Genomic DNA, 18798 nt, shown 5'->3' with positions numbered 1-18798 from the left:
ACCAACACGCCCGATAATCAGGGATGACCTCTGCTCTCCCGACCGATTTCTCCGCCCTGCCCCTCACCCCGGCCACCCTGGCCAACCTGCAACAACTCGGCTACCTGGCCATGACCCCGATTCAAGGGGCCTGCCTGCCCTTGGCCCTGCTGGGCAAGGACATCATTGCCCAGGCCAAGACGGGCAGCGGCAAAACCGCCGCTTTCGCTTTGGCCTTGCTGGCCAACCTCAACCCGCGCCGCTTCGCGGTACAGACCATGGTGCTGTGCCCCACACGCGAGCTGGCCGATCAGGTCACCACCGAAATCCGCCGCCTGGCACGTGCCGACGACAACATCAAAGTGGTCACCCTCTGTGGTGGTGTGCCGCTGCGCGGCCAGTTCGCCACGCTGGAACACGGCGCCCACATCGTCGTCGGCACCCCCGGCCGGTTGATGGACCACCTGGAGCGCGGCAGCCTGAAACTGGATGCGCTCAACACCCTGGTGCTCGACGAAGCAGACCGCATGCTCGACATGGGCTTTTTTGAGGACATCGTCAAAGTCGCCAAACAATGTCCGAAAGAGCGCCAGACCCTGCTCTTTTCCGCGACCTACCCCGAAGGCATCGCCAAACTCAGCGCGCAATTCATGCGCGACCCTCAGACAGTCAAGGTAGAGGCCCAGCACAGCGAAGGCCAGATCGAACAGCGCTGGTACGAAGTGGGCAACAAAGACCGGCTGCACGCCGTGGGTCAGCTGCTGGCCCACTTCCGCCCGGCCAGCACCATTGCTTTCTGCAACACCAAGGCGCAATGCCGCGATCTGGTGGGTGTGTTGCAAGCGCAGGGTTTCAGCGCTTTGGCGTTGTTTGGTGAGCTCGAACAACGCGAGCGCGATCAGGTGCTGGTGCGGTTTTCCAACCGCAGCTGTTCGGTGCTGGTGGCCACCGATGTGGCTGCCCGGGGGCTGGACATCGCCAACCTCGAAGCCGTGATCAACGTGGACGTCACCCCCGATTCGGAAGTGCACGTTCACCGCATCGGTCGCACCGGCCGGGCCGGTGAAAGCGGCCTGGCGCTCAACCTGGCCAGCATGAACGAGATGGGCTACGTGGGCAAGATCGAACAGCTGCAAGGCCGCGAGTCCGAGTGGCATCCGCTGTCCGAACTCACCCCCACCAGCAAGGAGCCCCTGGTGCCCGCCATGGTCACGCTGCACATTCAAGGCGGCCGCAAAGAAAAGATCCGCCCCGGCGATGTGCTGGGCGCGCTCACCGCCGACCTGGGCTACACCCGCGAGCAGATCGGCAAGATCAACGTCAACGAATGGTCAACCTATGTGGCCGTGGACCGCGCGATCGCGCAGCAAGCCGCCAGCCGGCTCGACAGCGGGCGCATCAAGGGTAAAAGCGTGAAGGTTCGGGTGCTGGAAGACTGATGCGCCTCCACGCAGTGGCTCGCTTGCGCGCAGACCGGCTGGCGCGCAGCGTCAAACCCTTTCTGGCCCGGGGTGGCTCGCGCGTGACCCGTTGCGAAACCTGCCGCTTGCCGCCCAGCCACTGTCTGTGTGGCCACATCCTGCCTCAAAGCACCCATGCGGGGGTTTGTCTCATCATGGGCGATATTGAACCGCTCAAACCCAGCAACACTGGCTGGCTGATCGCCGATGTGGTGCAAGACACATCGGCGTTTGGCTGGTCACGCACCGAGATGGACCCTGCCCTGGGTCAGCTGCTGACGGATCCAAAGTGGCAACCCTATGTGGTGTTCCCCGGCGAATACGCGCCTCAGCACCGCGTGGTAGACACGCCGACCCCGGTTGCCGGGAAGCGACCGCTGTTTGTCTTGCTGGATGGCACCTGGGCAGAGGCCCGAAAAATGTTTCGAAAGAGCCCCTACCTGGATGCCTTGCCTGTGCTCAGCCTGCAACCCGAGCAACTGTCGACCTACCGGCTGCGCCGCTCTACCCGTGAAGACCACCTGTGCACGTCTGAGGTGGCTGCCGTGTGCCTTGGGTTGTCGGGGGACCTTCACCCATCGCACTTGCTGCAAGCCCACTTGAACCTGTTCACCCTGCACTACCTTCAGGCCAAGCAACAAGTGCCACCGAATTGGCAAGACCCGCTCTACCAGCACTGGCTGAGCTTGACTCAGTCACGGCCAAAGCATGGCGCAACGGAAGATGTTCCATGAAATGGAACCGATCAATCGCCTGGCGGGTTGTCAAATGGCTGGGCTGGGGTCTGGTGTTCTTGCTGATCGGCATACCTGCGCTGTTCACCTTGAGCTTTCTCGGCATCCAGGAAGCCACCGAGCGGCAATGGCTGGGCAAAGCACCCTCCCACGAGGCCATAGCCGCCCGCTCCTCGCAGCCCCATCAAACCGCGCTGCTGGATGTGGGGTTCGACTCCTTGGCCGAGCGCCTGCGCTTGATCGAGTCGGCAAAACAGAGCATTGAACTCGAGTTTTTCATCTACGAAATCGACACCGCCAGCCGCCTCATCACCCAGGCCCTCGCCCGCAGGGCGGGTGAAGGCGTCAAGGTGCGGATTCTGGTGGACTTTGCCCTGCCGGTGTTCAAGCTGGCGCCGGAGTACGTCAAGACGCTGGAGGCCGCAGGCGTGGCGGTTCGCTACTACAACACCGCGGGCATTCAACGCTTCTTCGCCGCCCAGCACCGCACCCACCGCAAGTTGCTCGCTGTAGACCGCGCCCAAGCCATCATCGGTGGGCGCAACATGGCTGACGAGTATTTCGACCTCTCGACAACCTACAACTTTCTCGACAGCGATCTGTTGATCGAGGGGCCCATCGTCGGCTCCATCGTGGACAGCTTCGAGCTCTACTGGGCCTCGGAATGGGTCACCCAGCCCAAAGACCTGTCGGGCGACATCAGCGCTGCGGTGGTTCAAGACCTGTTGGGCCAGCCGTCGCCCACCGAGCGGGGTCTTGCCCAAGCACTTCAACACCACGCCCCTGAACACGGCACATCCACCTGCAACGACATCGAATTTGTCACCGACTACCCCGGCTCTGGCGTCGAGCGGCGCAAGGTGTTTCTGGCCATCAGCCAGTTGGCCCATGAAGCCAGGCGTCAGATCACCGTGGAGACGCCCTACCTGGTGCTGCGCGATGACGGCGCCAACGTGGTTCGCGATGTGGTGGGCCGTGGCGTGCAATTGCGCTTTCTCACCAACAGCCTGCAATCAACCGACGCTTTCTACACAGTGGCCAGCCTGGCCGACGGACTGGCCCGCCTGCAACTGCCCAAACTCGAGGTCTGGGCCTACGAAGGTGACCCACTGCGAAGCGCGGCCCGCACGCCCAACTCAGCGCGCTGGGGCGTACACGCGAAGCGGGCGGTGTTTGACGACGACACGGTGGTCGTTGGAACCTACAATATCGACCCCCGATCGGCCAACCTCAACTCCGAGCTGATCGTGATTTGCCGCGGCAACCCGGATCTCGCTTCCGCCATGAAAACCAGCATGGCGGCCAGATTGGCGCAATCCCGGGCTATCGTCGGCACAGATCACCCAGGCGGCGTCGATGCATTGATTGAAGGGGCCAGCGACAAATCGGTGTTCCTGATGCGCGCGATCAGCCCGCTGGCCAGCTTTCTCGATTTCCTGATGTAGCGCTTGCGCGCACAATCGGGGCATTCGGGCGCTTTTTCCTGCGCCCCAGCCCAACCACAGCCATGACCGAATCCGCTACCACCGCTACCCCCAACACACCCGGCCCCAAACCCCTTTGCGAGGCTTGCCTGGGCATCCAGCGCAATTGGCGCAAGGCGCCCGGCCACCCCGAACTGGCCCAGGGCCTGAACCGCAAAGAACCCCGCCGCCATGGCCAGGTGACGATCACCGAATACCAGTGTGAGCGCTGCGGCACCCACTGGGATCTCGAAAACGACAAAAACAACTTGCACGCAGGCTGGTCGGTGGTGGCCCGTTGAACGGCGTCCAGCCCAGCGGTCCACAAGCATGAAAGCGCCACCCCGACTGCAATCACTTGTTGAAGAAGGCCTGATCGACACCGTGGTGCGACAGCTCATGAGCGGCAAGGAGGCCATGGTCTATGTCGTGCGCTGTGGCGACGAGACGCGCTGCGCCAAGATCTACAAAGAAGCCAACAACCGCAGCTTTCGCCAGGCGGTGGACTACACCGAAAACCGCAAGGTGAAAAATTCGCGCCAGGCACGGGCCATGGCCAAAGGCAGCAAATTCGGGCGCCAAGCCCAGGAAGCGGCTTGGCAAAGTGCCGAAGTGGATGCGCTGTACCGCTTGGCCGCCGCAGGGGTCCGCGTACCGAAACCCTACAATTTTTTTGACGGTGTGCTGCTGATGGAGCTGGTGAGCGACGCCAACGGTGACGCAGCCCCACGCCTGAACGATGTGTCGTTCACACCGGAACAGGCCATCGCCCACCACACCACGCTGATTGGCGAGGTGGTGCGCATGTTGGGCGCCGGCGTGGTGCACGGCGACCTGTCCGAATTCAACATACTGCTGGCCCACTCAGGGGAGGACGACGGCACCGATTTTCCGGTGATCATCGATTTGCCACAAGCAGTGGACGCCGCCGGCAACAACCACGCCCAGCGCATGCTGTTGCGCGACGTGGCCAACCTGCGCGACTTCTTCGGCCAGTTTGCGCCTGCGCTCAAGCGCACCGCCTATGGCCCGGAGATCTGGAGCCTGTACCAGGCCGGCCTGCTGGAAAACGACACGGTGCTCACAGGCCAATACAAGCCGGCGCCGGGCGAAGTGGACCTCGGCAGCGTGATGCGAGAGATCGACGACGCGCGCGACGAAGAGGCGGCGCGTCGCCTGCGCATGGCGATGTAACGCCCACACGCCAACACCCAGGGCAACGGGGGGCATCAGCCACGGGGGTGGTGTAACGCAACGATGCTTTTCAAGCGCTCTCGCGCCACATGGGTGTAGATGGTGGTGGTGGAAATGTCGGCGTGCCCCAGCAGCATCTGGACAGCCCGGAGATCCGCCCCATGGTTGAGCAAATGGGTGGCAAAGGCGTGGCGCAACGTGTGTGGCGACAGCGGCGCCGTGATGCCCGCCTGCGCGGCGTATTTTTTCACCAGGCTCCAGAACATCACACGGCTCATGGCCTCGCCCGCCCGGGAGCCACGGGCCGTGACAAACAGGTCTTCGCTTTGCCGCCCGGCCAGCACATCGGGGCGCCCCTCGGTCAGCCAGAGCCGCAGCCATTGCCCGGCTACCTCACCAAAAGGCACCAGCCGCTCCTTGTTGCCTTTGCCCATGACGCGCAACACATGCTCGTTGTGCCCGACATGAAACGTTTTCAGCGTCACCAGTTCGCTCACACGCAACCCGCTCGCGTACATCAGCTCCAACATCGCGCGATCGCGCTGCCCCAGCGGCGTTGTCGTGTCTGGCGCCGCCAGCAAAGCCTCAACTTGCGCCTCGCTCAAGCTCTTGGGCACCCGCATAGGCTGGCGCGCCGCCGACAGCCGCAAGGTGGGATCCACCTCGATCTGGCGCTCGCGCAGCGCCCAGCGAAAATAGCGTTTGAACACCGTGAGGCGCCGGTTCGCTGTGGTGGCGCGGGTTTGCGCATGGCGCGCGGCAAAGTACCCGTTCAGATCGGACTCCCGCGCCTCGGACAGCCGGAGCCCCTGGCCCGCCAGCCAGTCACCCAACAACACCAGATCGCGCCGGTACGCGTCCAGCGTGTTCCTCGATAGCCCCTCTTCCAGCCAGAGGGCATCTGTGAAGGCTTCTGCCTGCGCCTGGCTGGCGCTGAAGAGCACAGGGTTGGCAACCGCAGAGCGGTCAGAGGATGAAGAGGCAGGCATGAAGCGGCGGCAAGAGGCTGTGCTAAAGGGATTTGTTGAGGGCATCCCCGGGAAAACCCGCCCGAAACAATGAAGGCTCAGGCTCAACGCCCACGGCAAGTTGTTGTATTCTGCCCTTTTGCCTATTTCTCGACAGGAGACACACAAGATGCGATTGATTCACAAGATTGGCCTGACCCTCAGCCTGGGCGCAGCGCTCGCCACCGGCACCGCCGTGGCCCAGCAACAGCAATTCATCAACGTGCTCACCGGCGGCCAGAGCGGCGTGTACTACCCCATGGGTGTCGCACTGTCCCAGATCTACGCCAAGACCATTCCCAACGTGCGCGCCACCGCGCAAGTGACCAAGGCATCGGCCGAGAACCTCAACCTGCTGCAAGCCGGTCGCGGGGAGCTCGCCATTGCCCTGGGCGATGCCGTCTCCAACGCCTGGAAAGGTGAAGAAGAAGCCGGTTTCCCCAAGAAGCTCGACAAATTGCGCGGCCTCTCGGGCACCTACAACAACTACATCCAGATCGTCGCCAACGCCGACTCGGGCATCAAGACCTTGGCCGACCTGAAAGGCAAACGCATCTCGGTGGGCGCAGCCAAGTCGGGCACCGAGCTCAACGCCCGTGCCGTCTTCAAGGCCGCCGGCATTGCTTACTCTGATCTGTCCAAGGTCGAGTACCTGCCCTTCGGCGAGTCGGTTGAGCTGATGAAGAACCGCCAGCTCGACGCCACATTGCAGTCCGCCGGTCTGGGCGTGTCCTCCATCCGCGATCTGGCCACCTCGGTGCAGATCGTCGTGATTCCGGTGCCCGCCGATATCATCGCCAAGATCGGTGACGAGGCCTACCAGGTGTCGGTGATTCCCGCCAACACCTACACCGGCCAGACCGCCGATGTGGCCACCGCCGCCATCCCCAACTTCCTCGTGACCCACTCCGGTGTGTCCGATGAAATCGCTTACCAGATGGCCAAGCAGATGTACGAAAACATCGACACGCTGTACGCTGCGCACAACGCCGCCAAGGCCATCAAACGCGAAAATGCCATCAAAGGCATGCCGGTGCCGCTGCACCCTGGTGCCGCGAAATACTACAAAGAAGTCGGCCTGCTGAAGTAAAAACCCATCACTGCCGCAGGGCGCCTTCCGGCGCCCCTGTACCGAAGCTCCAGCGGCCCCAGTCATCGACTGGGGCCGCTGACGTTTGGGCCGAACACTCTTTTGATCCACCACACCATCGACACCCCCCCAGAACCCGTGCCCCGCCGTGCGATCGCGATCGGTGCTTTGCTGGCTGCCGGGTTGTGGCTGGCCGTGGTCTGGTGGACGTACACCGGGTTCCACACGGCGGCGCTGCGCACCAACACGCAAGAAGCCAACGCCACCCTTCAGCTCCAGGTGCGCGACCTGCTCGGTTCGGTGGAGAAATTCGAGCACCTGCCCTACCTGGTGGGCGCTGAGCGCAGCCTGTCTGCACTGCTGCAGTCACCGCAGGACGTTGCGCTCACCCGCCAGGCCAACCAGTACCTGGCGTTTGCGCAGCAGCGCAGCGACGTGGCGGCGATCTATGTGATCGATCCCCAGGGGCATACGCTGGCCGCCAGCAATTGGGCATCCATCCCCAGTTTCGTCGGCCAAAATTACCGTTTCAGGCCTTATTTCCAATCCGCCATCCGGGGGCAAACCGGCTTCTTTTATGGTGTCGGCGTCACCACCGGGGAACCGGGTGCGTTCGTTGCAGCGCCCTTGTACGCCGAAGGGCGCATCGTGGGAGTCGTGACCATCAAAATCGACCTCACGGCATTCGAAAGCAAGTGGCGCGAAGCGGGTCAACAGATCGCCATCGCCGATACCCTGGGCGTCATTTTTCTCACCACCGAGCCGTCGTGGCGCTACCGCAGCCTGCGCCCCTTGCCGCCGCCTGCGCTGCAGCAGCTGCAACGCACCCGGCAATACGGCGACATCGATCCTCGCGCCTTGACGCGCACCGAAACGTCCCTCACCCACGACGCCACGCCCCGACTGACCCTCGAAGACGGCCGCAAAGTGCTGGTTCAAACGCAGGCGATGGGCAAGCTGGGATGGGAGATGCTGCATTTCTCCGACCCCGCCGCCCCCAGGCGCCAAGCCCTGCAGGCGGCAGAGATCGCCGGCCTGAGCCTCGCGCTGGTGATACTGGGTTTCGCCCTGGTCTGGCAACATCGGCGCAGACAGCTCGAACGCCGGACGTCCCAGCGCCAATTGGCGCAAATGGTCCGTGAACTCGACCAGCGCATCGCCGAGCGCACCGCTGACCTGACAGCCGCGAACGATGTGGCGGTGCAAACAGGCAAACTCGCCGTGCTGGGCCAGATGGCCGCCAGCATCAGCCATGAGATTTCCCAACCTCTCGCCGCCCTGCACACGCTCGCGGGCAATGCATCGGTCTTTCTCGCCCGCGACGACACCCGCAACGCCAGCAGCAACCTGCGACTGATCGGAGAGCTTTGCTCCCGCATGGGCAGCATCATCGGCGAGCTCAAAGCTTTCGCTCGCAAGGAGCCCGGCCGCCTGGGTTCAGTGCCGCTTCAGCAGGTCATGGCCAGTTCACTCATGCTGATCGAACCCCTGCGCAAGGCAACAGGCACGCGCATCGAAGTGCAGGCCACCGGGCTCTGCGTATGGGGTGACACCATCCGCCTGGAGCAGGTCATGGTCAATCTGCTGCGCAATGGCATTGACGCCATGGAACACCTGCCTGAACGGTTGATCGAGATTGGTTTCTCGGCAACCGAATCCCTCGTCGCCATCACCATCCGTGATCACGGTCCCGGGCTCAGCGAAGACGTTTTGAACCACCTGTTTGAACCCTTCTTCACCACCAAACCCAGCGGCAAAGGTCTCGGTCTGGGCCTCTCACTTTCCCACGCCATCGTGCTCGAAATGGGCGGCACCATTCGCGCTGAAAACGCCTACCCCGGTGCACGCTTCGAACTGAAGCTCGCACGCACATCGCCATGAACCCCATGAACGTCCTGTTGATTGAAGACGACCCTCTCGTCATGCTCGGGGCGCAACAAGCCTTGCAACTGGCGGACATCGCCGTCATACAGGCCACCAACGTCGAGGCGGCCCTGCAACAAGTTGCACGGGCCTGTCCATCCGTTGTGCTGAGCGATGTGCGCCTGCCCGACGAAGACGGCTTTGAGGTGCTCAGGCGCATGCAGACGCTGGACGCCGAGGTCCCGGTGATTCTCATGACGGGCCACGGTGACATCCGCATGGCTGTGGAAGCCATGCGCCTGGGCGCCTACGATTTCCTGGAGAAGCCGTTTTCCTCGGAGCGCCTGGTCGAGGTCATTCGCCGGGCTCTGGAAAAACGCCGCCTGGTTCAAGACAACCGACGCTTGAAGGCGCTGGTGGCCCCTCAACAAGATTTTGGGCTGGTGGGCCAGACACCGGGCATGGTGGAAGCGCGCCGCCGCATAGCGGCACTGGCCACCACCCAGGTGGATCTGCTGATCCGGGGTGAGACCGGCACCGGCAAAGAAGTGGTCGCCCGTGCCGTGCACGATGCCTCTGGACGCGGGGGGCCCTTTGTTGCCATCAACTGCGGCGCTTTGCCCGAGGCCATTTTCGAGAGCGAGATGTTTGGTCACGAGATCGGTGCCTTCACGGGCGCTACGCGCAAGCGCATCGGCAAGCTGGAATACGCCCACGGCGGTACCGTGTTTCTGGATGAGATTGAAAGCTTGCCCATGGCCCAGCAGGTCAAGCTGCTGCGCGTGCTCCAGGAAAGATCGTTCGAGCGGCTGGGCGGCAATCAAACCACGCGCATCGACTGCCGCTTTATTGCGGCGGCCAAGGACGATCTCAAGGCGCTCGCCCATGCCGGCTCATTTCGCGCCGACCTTTTCTACCGCTTGCACGTGGCCTGCATCGAACTGCCGGCCTTGCGCGAGCGGCGCGACGATATCCCCCACTTGCTGGCGCATTGTCTGCACCTCTCTGCTGAGCGCTACGGCACCGAGTCGCCCAGCTGGTCAAACCGGCAAATGGCCCAATGGATGGCGCACGATTGGCCGGGCAATGTGCGTGAGTTGAAGAACCTGGCCGACCGCCTCTGCCTGGGACTCGAATCGGATCAACTGGCCCCAAGCGGCGCCACCGGCATGGCCCCCTCACTCGCACAACAGGTCGATGATTTTGAGAAGCAGCTGCTCACACACACGCTGGCAGCTTGCCACGGGCAGGTAAGCCAAGCCTCGGACCAGTTGAAAATACCCCGCAAGACGCTCTACGACAAGCTGGCGCGCCACGACATCGATCCGGCGCGCTTTCGCTAATGCCGGGCGCCAGGTGGTGTCGTGTGCGAACATCCACACAGACCCAGGATGCATGTGCGGAAATCCGCACAAAACTCGGGCTGAAGCCCCATCAGAATCAAGGCCCTGCGCCATCAGCGTCGGTGGCACACATGTTGCAACCCTCCATGCGCCACACACGATCGGGTGTGGTGCAACCCTTTCCAAGACAGGAGACAAAACCATGCGATTGATTCACAAGATTGGCCTGACACTCAGCCTGGGCGCAGCGCTCGCCACCGGCACCGCCGTGGCCCAGCAACAGCAATTCATCAACGTGCTCACCGGCGGCCAGAGCGGCGTGTACTACCCCATGGGTGTCGCACTGTCCCAGATCTACGCCAAGACCATTCCCAACGTGCGCGCCACCGCGCAAGTGACCAAGGCCTCGGCCGAGAACCTCAACCTGCTGCAAGCCGGTCGCGGGGAGCTCGCCATTGCCCTGGGCGATGCCGTCTCCAACGCCTGGAAGGGTGAGCCGGAGGCCGGCTTTCCCAAGAAGCTCGACAAGCTGCGCGGCCTCTCGGGCACCTACAACAACTACATCCAGATCGTCGCCAATGCCGACTCGGGCATCAAGACCTTGGCCGATCTGAAAGGCAAACGCATCTCGGTGGGCGCAGCCAAGTCGGGCACCGAGCTCAACGCGCGCGCCATCTTCAAGGCCGCCGGCCTTGCTTACTCCGATCTGTCCAAGGTCGAGTACCTGCCCTTCGGCGAGTCGGTTGAGCTGATGAAGAACCGCCAGCTCGACGCCACATTGCAGTCCGCCGGTCTGGGCGTGTCCTCCATCCGCGATCTGGCCACCTCGGTGCAGATCGTCGTGATTCCGGTGCCCGCCGATATCATCGCCAAGATCGGTGACGAGGCCTACCAGGTGTCGGTGATTCCCGCCAACACCTACACCGGCCAGACCGCCGATGTGGCCACCGCCGCCATCCCCAACTTCCTCGTGACCCACTCCGGTGTGTCCGATGAAATCGCTTACCAGATGGCCAAGCAGATGTACGAAAACATCGACACGCTGTACGCTGCGCACAACGCCGCCAAGGCCATCAAGCGCGAGAATGCCATCAAGGGCATGCCGGTGCCGCTGCACCCTGGTGCCGCGAAATACTACAAAGAAATCGGCCTGCTGAAGTAAGAACCGGCCTGATACTGGCAAACTGGTCCGCGCCTTGCCTGCCCTTTGGCCCTGGCAGGCGCGGACTTTCTGAGCTCCACCGGGCACAAAACCGGTCACCTCTGTATTACCGAGACAGCCATGCACAACGACAAAGAGACAACCCCTTCCGGCTTGACGGGCGCCCTGTTCTGGATCGCCATCGCCTTTTCCAGCTTTCAGCTGGTCACCGCGGCTTTCAGCCCCATCTCCAGCCAGGTGGTTCGCGCCGTGCACGTCGGCTTCGTCCTGCTGATGATCTTCGCGCTCTACCCCCCCATGGGCGGGCGCAATATCTTTTGGCGGGGTCTGGGTTGGGTCCTCGGGCTCACGGGTTTTGCTTTCGGCTTCTACCACTGGATCTTTGAAGCCGACCTCACACTTCGAGCCGGTGAGCTGATCGCGGCCGACTGGGTCATCGGTGTCATCACCATCGCATTGGTCTTTGAGGCCGCCCGCCGCGCCATGGGATGGGGCTTGCCTTTTATCTGCGGCATCTTTCTGGCGTACGGCCTGTTTGGCCAATACCTGCCGGGCATGTTGGCGCATCGCGGATTTGGCGTTGATCAGATCGTCAGCGCCCTCGCCTTTGGCACCGAAGGCATCTACGGCACACCCACCTACGTGTCGTCCACATACATCTTCCTGTTCATCCTGTTTGGCGCGTTCCTTGAACAAGCCGGCATGATCAACCTCTTCAACGATTTCGCCATGGGCACGGTCGGCCACACACGCGGCGGTCCTGCCAAGGTGTCGGTGATTTCATCGGGCCTGATGGGCACCATCAACGGCTCGGGCGTGGCCAACGTGGTCACCACCGGCCAGTTCACCATCCCGCTGATGAAGCGGTTCGGTTACAGCTCCAGCTTCGCTGGCGGCGTTGAAGCCACGTCCAGCATGGGCGGCCAAATCATGCCGCCCGTCATGGGGGCCGTGGCCTTCATCATGGCCGAGACCATCAACGTACCCTATCTGGATATCGTCAAGGCGGCGCTGATCCCCGCCATCCTCTACTTCGCCACGGCCTTCTGGATGGTGCACCTCGAAGCTGGCCGCAAAAATCTGATCGGCTTGCCCAAGGAAGAATGCCCCAACCCCTGGACCGCGGTGCGCGAGCGCTGGCACCTGCTGCTGCCCCTGGCTGGCTTGGTCGGCCTGCTGTTTTCTGGGTACACCCCGTTGTTCTCGGGCACTGTGGGCCTGGGCCTCACCGTGATCCTGATTTTCGGTGCAGCCGTGATGACGGGCGTCAAAGGTGTGGCCCTGCGAAGCCTGTTCTGGGTTCTGCTCGGGTTGGCCAGTGCCGGCTTCTTCGAGTTCGGCGTCGGCACGTTCTTCGTGATCGCAGCCGTGCTGGTGGCCATCACCTTCATCCGGCGCACCGGCGGCGATGCCCGCGCGCTCGCGGTCAAGGCCCTGGTTGAAGGCGCCCGCCATGCCCTGCCCGTGGCGATCGCCTGTGCCCTGGTCGGCGTGATCATCGGCGTGATCAACCTCACCGGTGTGGCGGCCGAACTCGGTGGACACATCATCGCCATCGGGCGTGAGAGCCTGTTCCTGGCCTTGCTGCTGACGATGCTGACCTGCCTGGTGCTCGGCATGGGCATTCCGACCATCCCCAACTACATCATCACCAGCTCGCTGGCCGCACCGGTGCTGCTGGAGCTGGGTGTGCCGCTCATCGTGTCGCACATGTTCGTCTTCTATTTTGGCATCATGGCCGACCTCACGCCGCCGGTGGCACTGGCGGCATTTGCCGCGGCCCCCATTGCGCGCGAAAGCGGTTTGAAGATCAGCCTGCAGGCCATCCGCGTGGCCATCGCAGGCTTCATCGTGCCGTTCATGGCGGTCTACAGCCCGGCTCTCATGCTGCAAGGCGACGGCGGCTGGACGGCCACCGTCTGGGTGGTGTTCAAGGCGCTGGTGGCCATTGGCATGTGGGGCGCGGCCGCCATTGGCTACCTCAAGGGGCCGCTGAACGTGGTCGAGCGCATCGTCGCCTTCGTGGCGGCCAGCTTCCTGGTGGTCGCACTCCCCATGACCGATGAGATCGGCCTCGCCGCCGTGGCCGCATTTGTCGCCTGGCACTTCTGGCGCCTGAAAGCCTCCAGCGCCCCGGCCCAAGCCTGACACCTGCCCATGGAAACCCCTGCCCACCAGCTCAGCATGACGGTGCTGATGACGCCTGACACCGCCAATTTTTCGGGCAACGTGCACGGTGGCACCATCCTGAAGCTGCTGGATCAGGTGGCCTATGCCTGTGCCAGCCGCTATGCCACCACCTACGTCGTCACCTTGAGTGTCGACCAGGTGGTCTTTCGCCAGCCCATCCATGTGGGCGAACTGGTGACCTTTCTCGCCTCGGTCAACCACACGGGCAACTCGTCCATGGAGGTGGGGATCAAGGTGATTGCCGAAAACATCCGCACGCAGGAGACGCGGCACGTCAACAGCTGTTTCTTCACCATGGTGGCCACGGACGACAGCGGCAAACCCACCCCGGTACCGTCCTTGCGCCCATTCTCCCCAGACGAACGCCGCCGCTACGCCGCCGCCGAAATGCGCAAGGAAGTGCGCCGGGAAATGGCGCAGCGCTATGCGGCCATCCAGTAAGCCCCTGTTGGCACACCCTGCATGAGTCTGCTTGGCGTCTGCCTCTCCCTTGCTGCTGCCGGCGTCTCGGCGCAGCCTGTGTTCGTTCCCGCCCAGCGCTTTACCCTCGCCTGGACACACTCCATCGAAAAAGTGCGCTGGGAAGAGGACTACGCGATCAAACTTTCGCCCGACGGAACCACCCCCATCCTTCAGGCCCTCAAAGCCCGGGTGCGCGGTTCAGCGGCGGGCATGGAGCCACCCGATGACGCCGTGCTGCGCAACGGATGGTACGAATACCAGCCCACCACCTGGTCTCCCAAAGGTCTCCGGTTGACCCGCTCCATTTACACGGCCGACTACGAGTGGTGCCAAACCGGCCAGTGCCTACCCCTGGGGCAATGGCTCCCCTCAGACGGCGACATCACCCTGCTCGAACCCTGCATCGATCAACCTTGAGACCAGCGCCCCCGAGACAGCGGCCAGGCATTTGCCCTGGCGCCGTCGGTTACGCTCCAAGCCGTGAATTTCGCTCAACTGCTCTTCCCAGACTTTTCGCTGATCCTGATCGGCTACCTGCTGTGCCGCTTCACCGCGCTCAACCGCCAGGTGTGGGAACCCGTAGAGCGGTTGGTGTACTTTCTGATGTTCCCGGTGCTGCTGTTTCACTCAATCGTGAAAAGCCCGCTGGATCTGTCAACGGCCTCCTCGCTGATGGGCGCGGGGCTGGCACTGTGCTTGATGGGGATCGCACTGGCCTACTCGCTGCCGCACTGGCCTTGGGTCGGTAAGCGCCTGGATGTGCGCCTGCACGCTGCCAGCGCACAAATCGGCTTCCGATTCAACTCGTTCATCGCCCTGGCCCTGGCCAACAAAGTGGCTGGCCCCGAGGGCCTGCTGCTGATTTCCGTGGTGATTGGCGTCTGCGTCCCGCTGCTCAACGTGGGGGCGGTCTGGCCCATGGCGCGGCATGCCAACAAAGGCTTTGCCCGGGAGCTGGTCCGCAACCCGCTGATCATCGGCACGGTTTCCGGCCTCACGGCCAACCTGCTGGGCCTGCAAATCCCGCCTTGGCTGGATCCAACGGTCAGCCGCATCGGGCAAGCTTCGCTGGCCCTGGGCCTCATGGCCGCCGGTGCCGGCATGCAGTTCAGTTCGCTCAAAGACGCCAAAACACTGGGCGTGCTGGTTTTGGCCATTCGCCACATGGCCATGCCGGTCATGGCGCTGGGACTGGCCATGCTGTTCAAACTGGACACCACGCAAACCAGCGTCCTGCTCCTGTTCTCGGCGGTGCCCACGGCGTCCAGCTGCTACGTGCTGGCAGCGCGCATGGGTTACAACGGCGCCTACGTGGCCGGGCTGGTCACTTTGTCGACCTTGCTCGGGATGGTCAGCCTGCCCTTCGCGCTGGGTGTGCTCAGCGGCTTGGCGGGAAACTAAGCTCAAACTGGCCGAGCCCCGGGGGTGAATCACGCCATACCCAGGCGCTTCCAAAGCACCACAAATAATCCAAAAGAATTCACTATTCAAGAAGCCGATGCCTCAAGGTGACAAGAAGGTAACCAACCCCGCATTGGCGGTATGGCAAAATCTCACCCCTGTGCGACTGCTGGGCGCCCGCAGCCGCACAAGGGTGACACACGGCGGCGGCCAAGGCTCCACCGTCCAACGGCGTGGCGCAGCGCTCACCCAACAGTTGACCCCGTGCGCCCAAGCCTGACCCAGATCGGCAACACGCAAAAGAGCGCATTACATCTCGACCACGCAAGGAAAACAACATGAAAATCGCAGTTGCCGGCACAGGCTATGTGGGCTTGTCCAATGCTGTGCTGCTCTCGCAACACCACGAAGTGGTGGCGCTGGACATCATTCCCGATAAGGTCGAGATGATCAATCAGCGCAAGAGCCCGATCGCTGACCCTGAAATCGAAGCTTTCCTGGCAGATGCCTCGCTGAATCTTCGTGCGACCCTGGACAAGGCCGACGCCTACCGGGGCGCCGAGTATGTGATCATTGCCACGCCTACCGACTACGACACAGAAACCAACTACTTCAACACCAGCTCGGTCGAAGCAGTCATCCAGGATGTGATGGCCATCAACCCGACTGCCGTCATGGTGATCAAGTCCACGGTACCCGTCGGGTATACCGAGCGGATCCGAGCCGAAACAGGGTGCGCAAACCTGATTTTTTCACCCGAGTTCCTGCGAGAGGGCAAAGCCCTGCATGACAACCTGTATCCCTCACGCATCATCGTAGGCGAGCAGTCAGAGCGTGCCCACGTCTTTGCAGAACTGCTCAAAGGCGGCGCGCGGAAAACCGATATTCCCGTTCTGTTTGTCGGCTCGACCGAGGCAGAAGCCATCAAGCTGTTTTCGAACACCTACCTCGCGATGCGCGTAGCCTTCTTCAATGAACTCGACACCTATGCGGCTGCCCACGAGCTGAATTCACGCCAGATCATCCAGGGGGTGGGGCTTGACCCGCGCATTGGGGACCACTACAACAACCCCTCCTTTGGCTACGGCGGCTACTGCCTTCCCAAGGACACCAAGCAGATGTTGGCCAACTACCAATCGGTGCCCCAAAACCTGATACAGGCGATCGTTCAGTCCAACACCACCCGCAAGGATTTCATCGCCGACAGCATACTGAGCAGGCAACCCAAAACGGTAGGGGTATACCGCCTGATCATGAAAGCCGGCTCGGACAACTTCCGTTCTTCGAGCATCCAAGGCATCATGAAGCGGATCAAGGCCAAAGGCATCAGGGTCATAATCCACGAACCGGCTTTGAACGAGCCCGAGTTCTTTCACTCCCCCGTGGTCAACGATCTGGACACCTTCAAAGCCGAGTCCGATGTCATCATCACCAACCGGATGACCGCTGCACTGGAAGACGTTCAAGATAAAATCTTCACTCGAGATTTGTTTGGCAGCGACTAAGCATCAACACCCACTTTCCACCCCTGCACTCCGCGAGAATCCCAATGACCTCTAGCTCAACGCCTGACAACCACCGCTACAGCCCTGTGTATGCGGCATGTACATTGAGTCTCGTCACCCTGTTCCTCGCGGGTTGTGCCAGCAGCAGTGGTTCAACGGGTACGACTGCGGCTGCATCGAACCCGTTTGCGAAAAATGGGGCCGCCAACGGGGTGCAAGTGAATGTCATGCGCGTCTATGGCGATAGCTACACCGACCCAGACTTCACCGAACCACGAGGCATCACCAACTGGGCTCAGGCGCTTCAGGCCAACGGAACTGTCGAGCAATCCCGAATTTACGCAATCGGCGGTGCAACGGCTGCATCTGACCAAGTGCGGTCGTTTACCCAACAAATTGCCAATTGGCAAAGCACCAACACGCCGGTCACCGAACGCGACCTGTCCGTTGTCTATTTGGGCTACAACGACATCGGGCGCCTAGGCAGCACGGACAATCTGGCCTCGGCAAAGGCGGGCTATACCGACGGCATCTCGCAATTGCTCGCATCGGGTGCGGCCAATGGCAACAACCGCATTTTTGTCACGCAAATCACCGATTGGAGTCGCAACCCGGGCGTTGCTGATTCCACCCAAGGACAAGTCAATGCCTGGAACAGCTTTGTTGCTGGCGTTGCCAATGAAAATCCCAACATCATTGCCGTCGATTTGCAAACGGTATTCGATCGCGTCTACGCCGATCCAGGTAAATTCGGCTTTGTGAACGTCACAACTGAAGACAAAGAACGCACTGCCATAGATTCGCTGTACTTTGACAGCCTCCACTACGGCAGCTTGGGCATGGAGCTCATTTCCAGGGTGTATCAACACTACTTGACGCGGGCATGGACATGGGCCAGCACAGTCAGCGCCGGCAGCGACGCGGCGGGTCAACTGAACTCCGATATTGATACGGGCCTGCTGAGTTTCCGGCAGCAGCAGCTGGGCAACTACCAACCCGGTTTCAGCTTGATTCCACTGGGAACCGAGCGAAGCGACAGCGCCCAGCGTTCATCGGAGGGTGTCGTGTTCGCACCCTTCTCCGATCTCAACAAACTTCGCGAAGGTCCTCGCGGGCTGGCGTTCAACTTCTCGCCCAATCAAACAGACAAGGCCAACTCCGCGGCCTATGGCATCGCCTTGACACAAGGCAATGCAAGCACCTTGATCGCAAGCTCTGAGGACAGGACCAGCCTGCGGTACAGCACCCGCACGGCAAGTGCTTACTGGATGCAGCCCATCGACAACTTCCTTGTCAGCACCCAGCTTTCCCAGCTCAATTACGATTTTTCGCAACATGGATCAGACGACCTGATTTCACGGCAGATTGACAACAATCGATCAGCGTCCGGCTGGTCGATGGAGAGCAAGTTGCGATACAACTGGCGCTCGCCAAGCGACTCGGTATTCACGCCTTGGGCGGCGCTGACCTATCAGGGCACTTCGCTCAACCCCGCGACCTTGAGCACGCTCTACACCACCGATGTAACTTTTGCCGGGACCCGCGCCAATGAGCTGCTCGCCGGCATTGGACTCGATGTGGGTTTTGCGCCCATCCAATTCTCGGGGGGACGCAAGTTGCAGTTGGGCGGCGGCATCAACCACCTTCAAAGCCTTCATCGCGACAGCATCACGGTTGGCATGACCGAAGCAGGCGGCACCCAGTCTACCGAGATCATTCAACGTGCAAAAATATCCCGCACCCAACTGGCGCTCAACGCCAAAATGGATGTTTCCAAGCGAATCACATTCCGTGCAGGGTATTCCTTCGAGCTGGAGCAACCCCAATCAACTCAAAATGTGCAGCTGCAAGCCAACTTGAGTTTCTGAGCGGCGACTCGGGCACCTGCCCGACGTCTCACGCCATGAACGCATGCGTTTAGGGGCAACCCCAGCCCAGGAGCGCA

Annotated in this window: 16 protein-coding genes; 15 read left to right on the top strand and 1 reads right to left on the bottom strand. The window is 61.9% G+C overall.

Annotated elements, in window-relative coordinates:
* Nucleotides 1–23 precede the first annotated feature (23 nt).
* From dbpA to E5678_RS01525, 5 genes are all read left to right on the top strand, one after another.
* Nucleotides 24–1418, top strand: a complete 1395-nt coding sequence (dbpA, locus tag E5678_RS01545) for an ATP-dependent RNA helicase DbpA (protein WP_136176903.1) — start codon at nt 24–26, stop codon at nt 1416–1418.
* On the top strand, nt 1418–2173 hold the full coding sequence (locus tag E5678_RS01540; protein ID WP_136176902.1) for a tRNA-uridine aminocarboxypropyltransferase: 756 nt from the start codon (nt 1418–1420) through the stop codon (nt 2171–2173). The genes dbpA and E5678_RS01540 overlap by 1 nt, the downstream gene beginning before the upstream one ends.
* Nucleotides 2170–3618: a phosphatidylserine/phosphatidylglycerophosphate/cardiolipin synthase family protein gene (locus E5678_RS01535; RefSeq protein ID WP_136176901.1), complete on the top strand. Its 1449-nt coding sequence runs from the start codon at nt 2170–2172 to the stop codon at nt 3616–3618. Before E5678_RS01540 ends, E5678_RS01535 begins: the two co-directional genes overlap by 4 nt.
* A 62-nt stretch (nt 3619–3680) precedes the next feature.
* Nucleotides 3681–3938 carry a hypothetical protein gene (locus tag E5678_RS01530; protein ID WP_136176900.1) on the top strand — a complete coding sequence of 86 codons (258 nt, stop codon included), beginning with the start codon at nt 3681–3683 and terminating at the stop codon, nt 3936–3938.
* Nucleotides 3939–3966: 28 nt separating this feature from the next.
* Nucleotides 3967–4830 (top strand): PA4780 family RIO1-like protein kinase, encoded by an 864-nt coding sequence (locus E5678_RS01525; RefSeq protein ID WP_136176899.1) that lies wholly within the window; start codon nt 3967–3969, stop codon nt 4828–4830.
* A gap of 35 nt (nt 4831–4865) precedes the next feature.
* Here the strand turns inward: E5678_RS01525 and xerD are convergent, their stop codons facing one another.
* Nucleotides 4866–5819, bottom strand: coding sequence for a site-specific tyrosine recombinase XerD (gene xerD, locus E5678_RS01520; RefSeq protein ID WP_136176898.1), 954 nt, complete (start codon nt 5817–5819; stop codon nt 4866–4868).
* Between the two features lie 148 nt (nt 5820–5967).
* Between xerD and E5678_RS01515 the strand changes: the two genes are divergently transcribed.
* The 10 genes from E5678_RS01515 to E5678_RS01470 all read left to right on the top strand — a co-directional run bounded on the left by E5678_RS01515 (nt 5968) and on the right by E5678_RS01470 (nt 18721).
* Nucleotides 5968–6927, top strand: coding sequence for a TAXI family TRAP transporter solute-binding subunit (locus E5678_RS01515; protein WP_136176897.1), 960 nt, complete (start codon nt 5968–5970; stop codon nt 6925–6927).
* A 102-nt stretch (nt 6928–7029) separates the two neighbouring features.
* A complete protein-coding gene (locus tag E5678_RS01510) occupies nt 7030–8808 on the top strand; it encodes an ATP-binding protein (RefSeq protein WP_136176896.1) in 1779 nt (592 codons plus the stop codon).
* A gap of 5 nt (nt 8809–8813) precedes the next feature.
* The gene (locus tag E5678_RS01505; protein ID WP_247596877.1) at nt 8814–10133 is read left to right on the top strand and encodes a sigma-54 dependent transcriptional regulator; all 1320 of its coding nucleotides are present in this window, start codon (nt 8814–8816) and stop codon (nt 10131–10133) included.
* 202 nt (nt 10134–10335) lie between these two features.
* A complete protein-coding gene (locus E5678_RS01500; RefSeq protein WP_136176894.1) occupies nt 10336–11295 on the top strand; it encodes a TAXI family TRAP transporter solute-binding subunit in 960 nt (319 codons plus the stop codon).
* Between the two features lie 120 nt (nt 11296–11415).
* Nucleotides 11416–13443 carry a TRAP transporter permease gene (locus E5678_RS01495; RefSeq protein ID WP_136176893.1) on the top strand — a complete coding sequence of 676 codons (2028 nt, stop codon included), beginning with the start codon at nt 11416–11418 and terminating at the stop codon, nt 13441–13443.
* Between the two features lie 9 nt (nt 13444–13452).
* Complete coding sequence (locus E5678_RS01490; RefSeq protein WP_136176892.1) at nt 13453–13926, top strand: acyl-CoA thioesterase; 474 nt, start codon at nt 13453–13455, stop codon at nt 13924–13926.
* 21 nt (nt 13927–13947) lie between these two features.
* Nucleotides 13948–14364, top strand: a complete 417-nt coding sequence (locus tag E5678_RS01485) for a DUF1850 domain-containing protein (protein ID WP_136176891.1) — start codon at nt 13948–13950, stop codon at nt 14362–14364.
* Nucleotides 14365–14427: 63 nt separating this feature from the next.
* Nucleotides 14428–15348 carry an AEC family transporter gene (locus tag E5678_RS01480; RefSeq protein ID WP_136176890.1) on the top strand — a complete coding sequence of 307 codons (921 nt, stop codon included), beginning with the start codon at nt 14428–14430 and terminating at the stop codon, nt 15346–15348.
* 338 nt (nt 15349–15686) lie between these two features.
* Nucleotides 15687–16853 (top strand): nucleotide sugar dehydrogenase, encoded by a 1167-nt coding sequence (locus tag E5678_RS01475; protein WP_136176889.1) that lies wholly within the window; start codon nt 15687–15689, stop codon nt 16851–16853.
* Nucleotides 16854–16897: 44 nt separating this feature from the next.
* Entirely contained in the window at nt 16898–18721 is a 1824-nt protein-coding gene (locus E5678_RS01470; protein WP_136176888.1) for a GDSL-type esterase/lipase family protein, read from the top strand.
* The last annotated feature ends 77 nt before the right edge of the window (nt 18722–18798 follow it).

The organism is Hydrogenophaga sp. PAMC20947, from assembly GCF_004795855.1.
Classification (GTDB): Bacteria; Pseudomonadota; Gammaproteobacteria; order Burkholderiales; family Burkholderiaceae_C; genus Hydrogenophaga.
The sequence above is the reverse complement of the archived record's forward strand: the minus strand, read 5'-3'. Positions and strand labels throughout refer to the sequence as shown.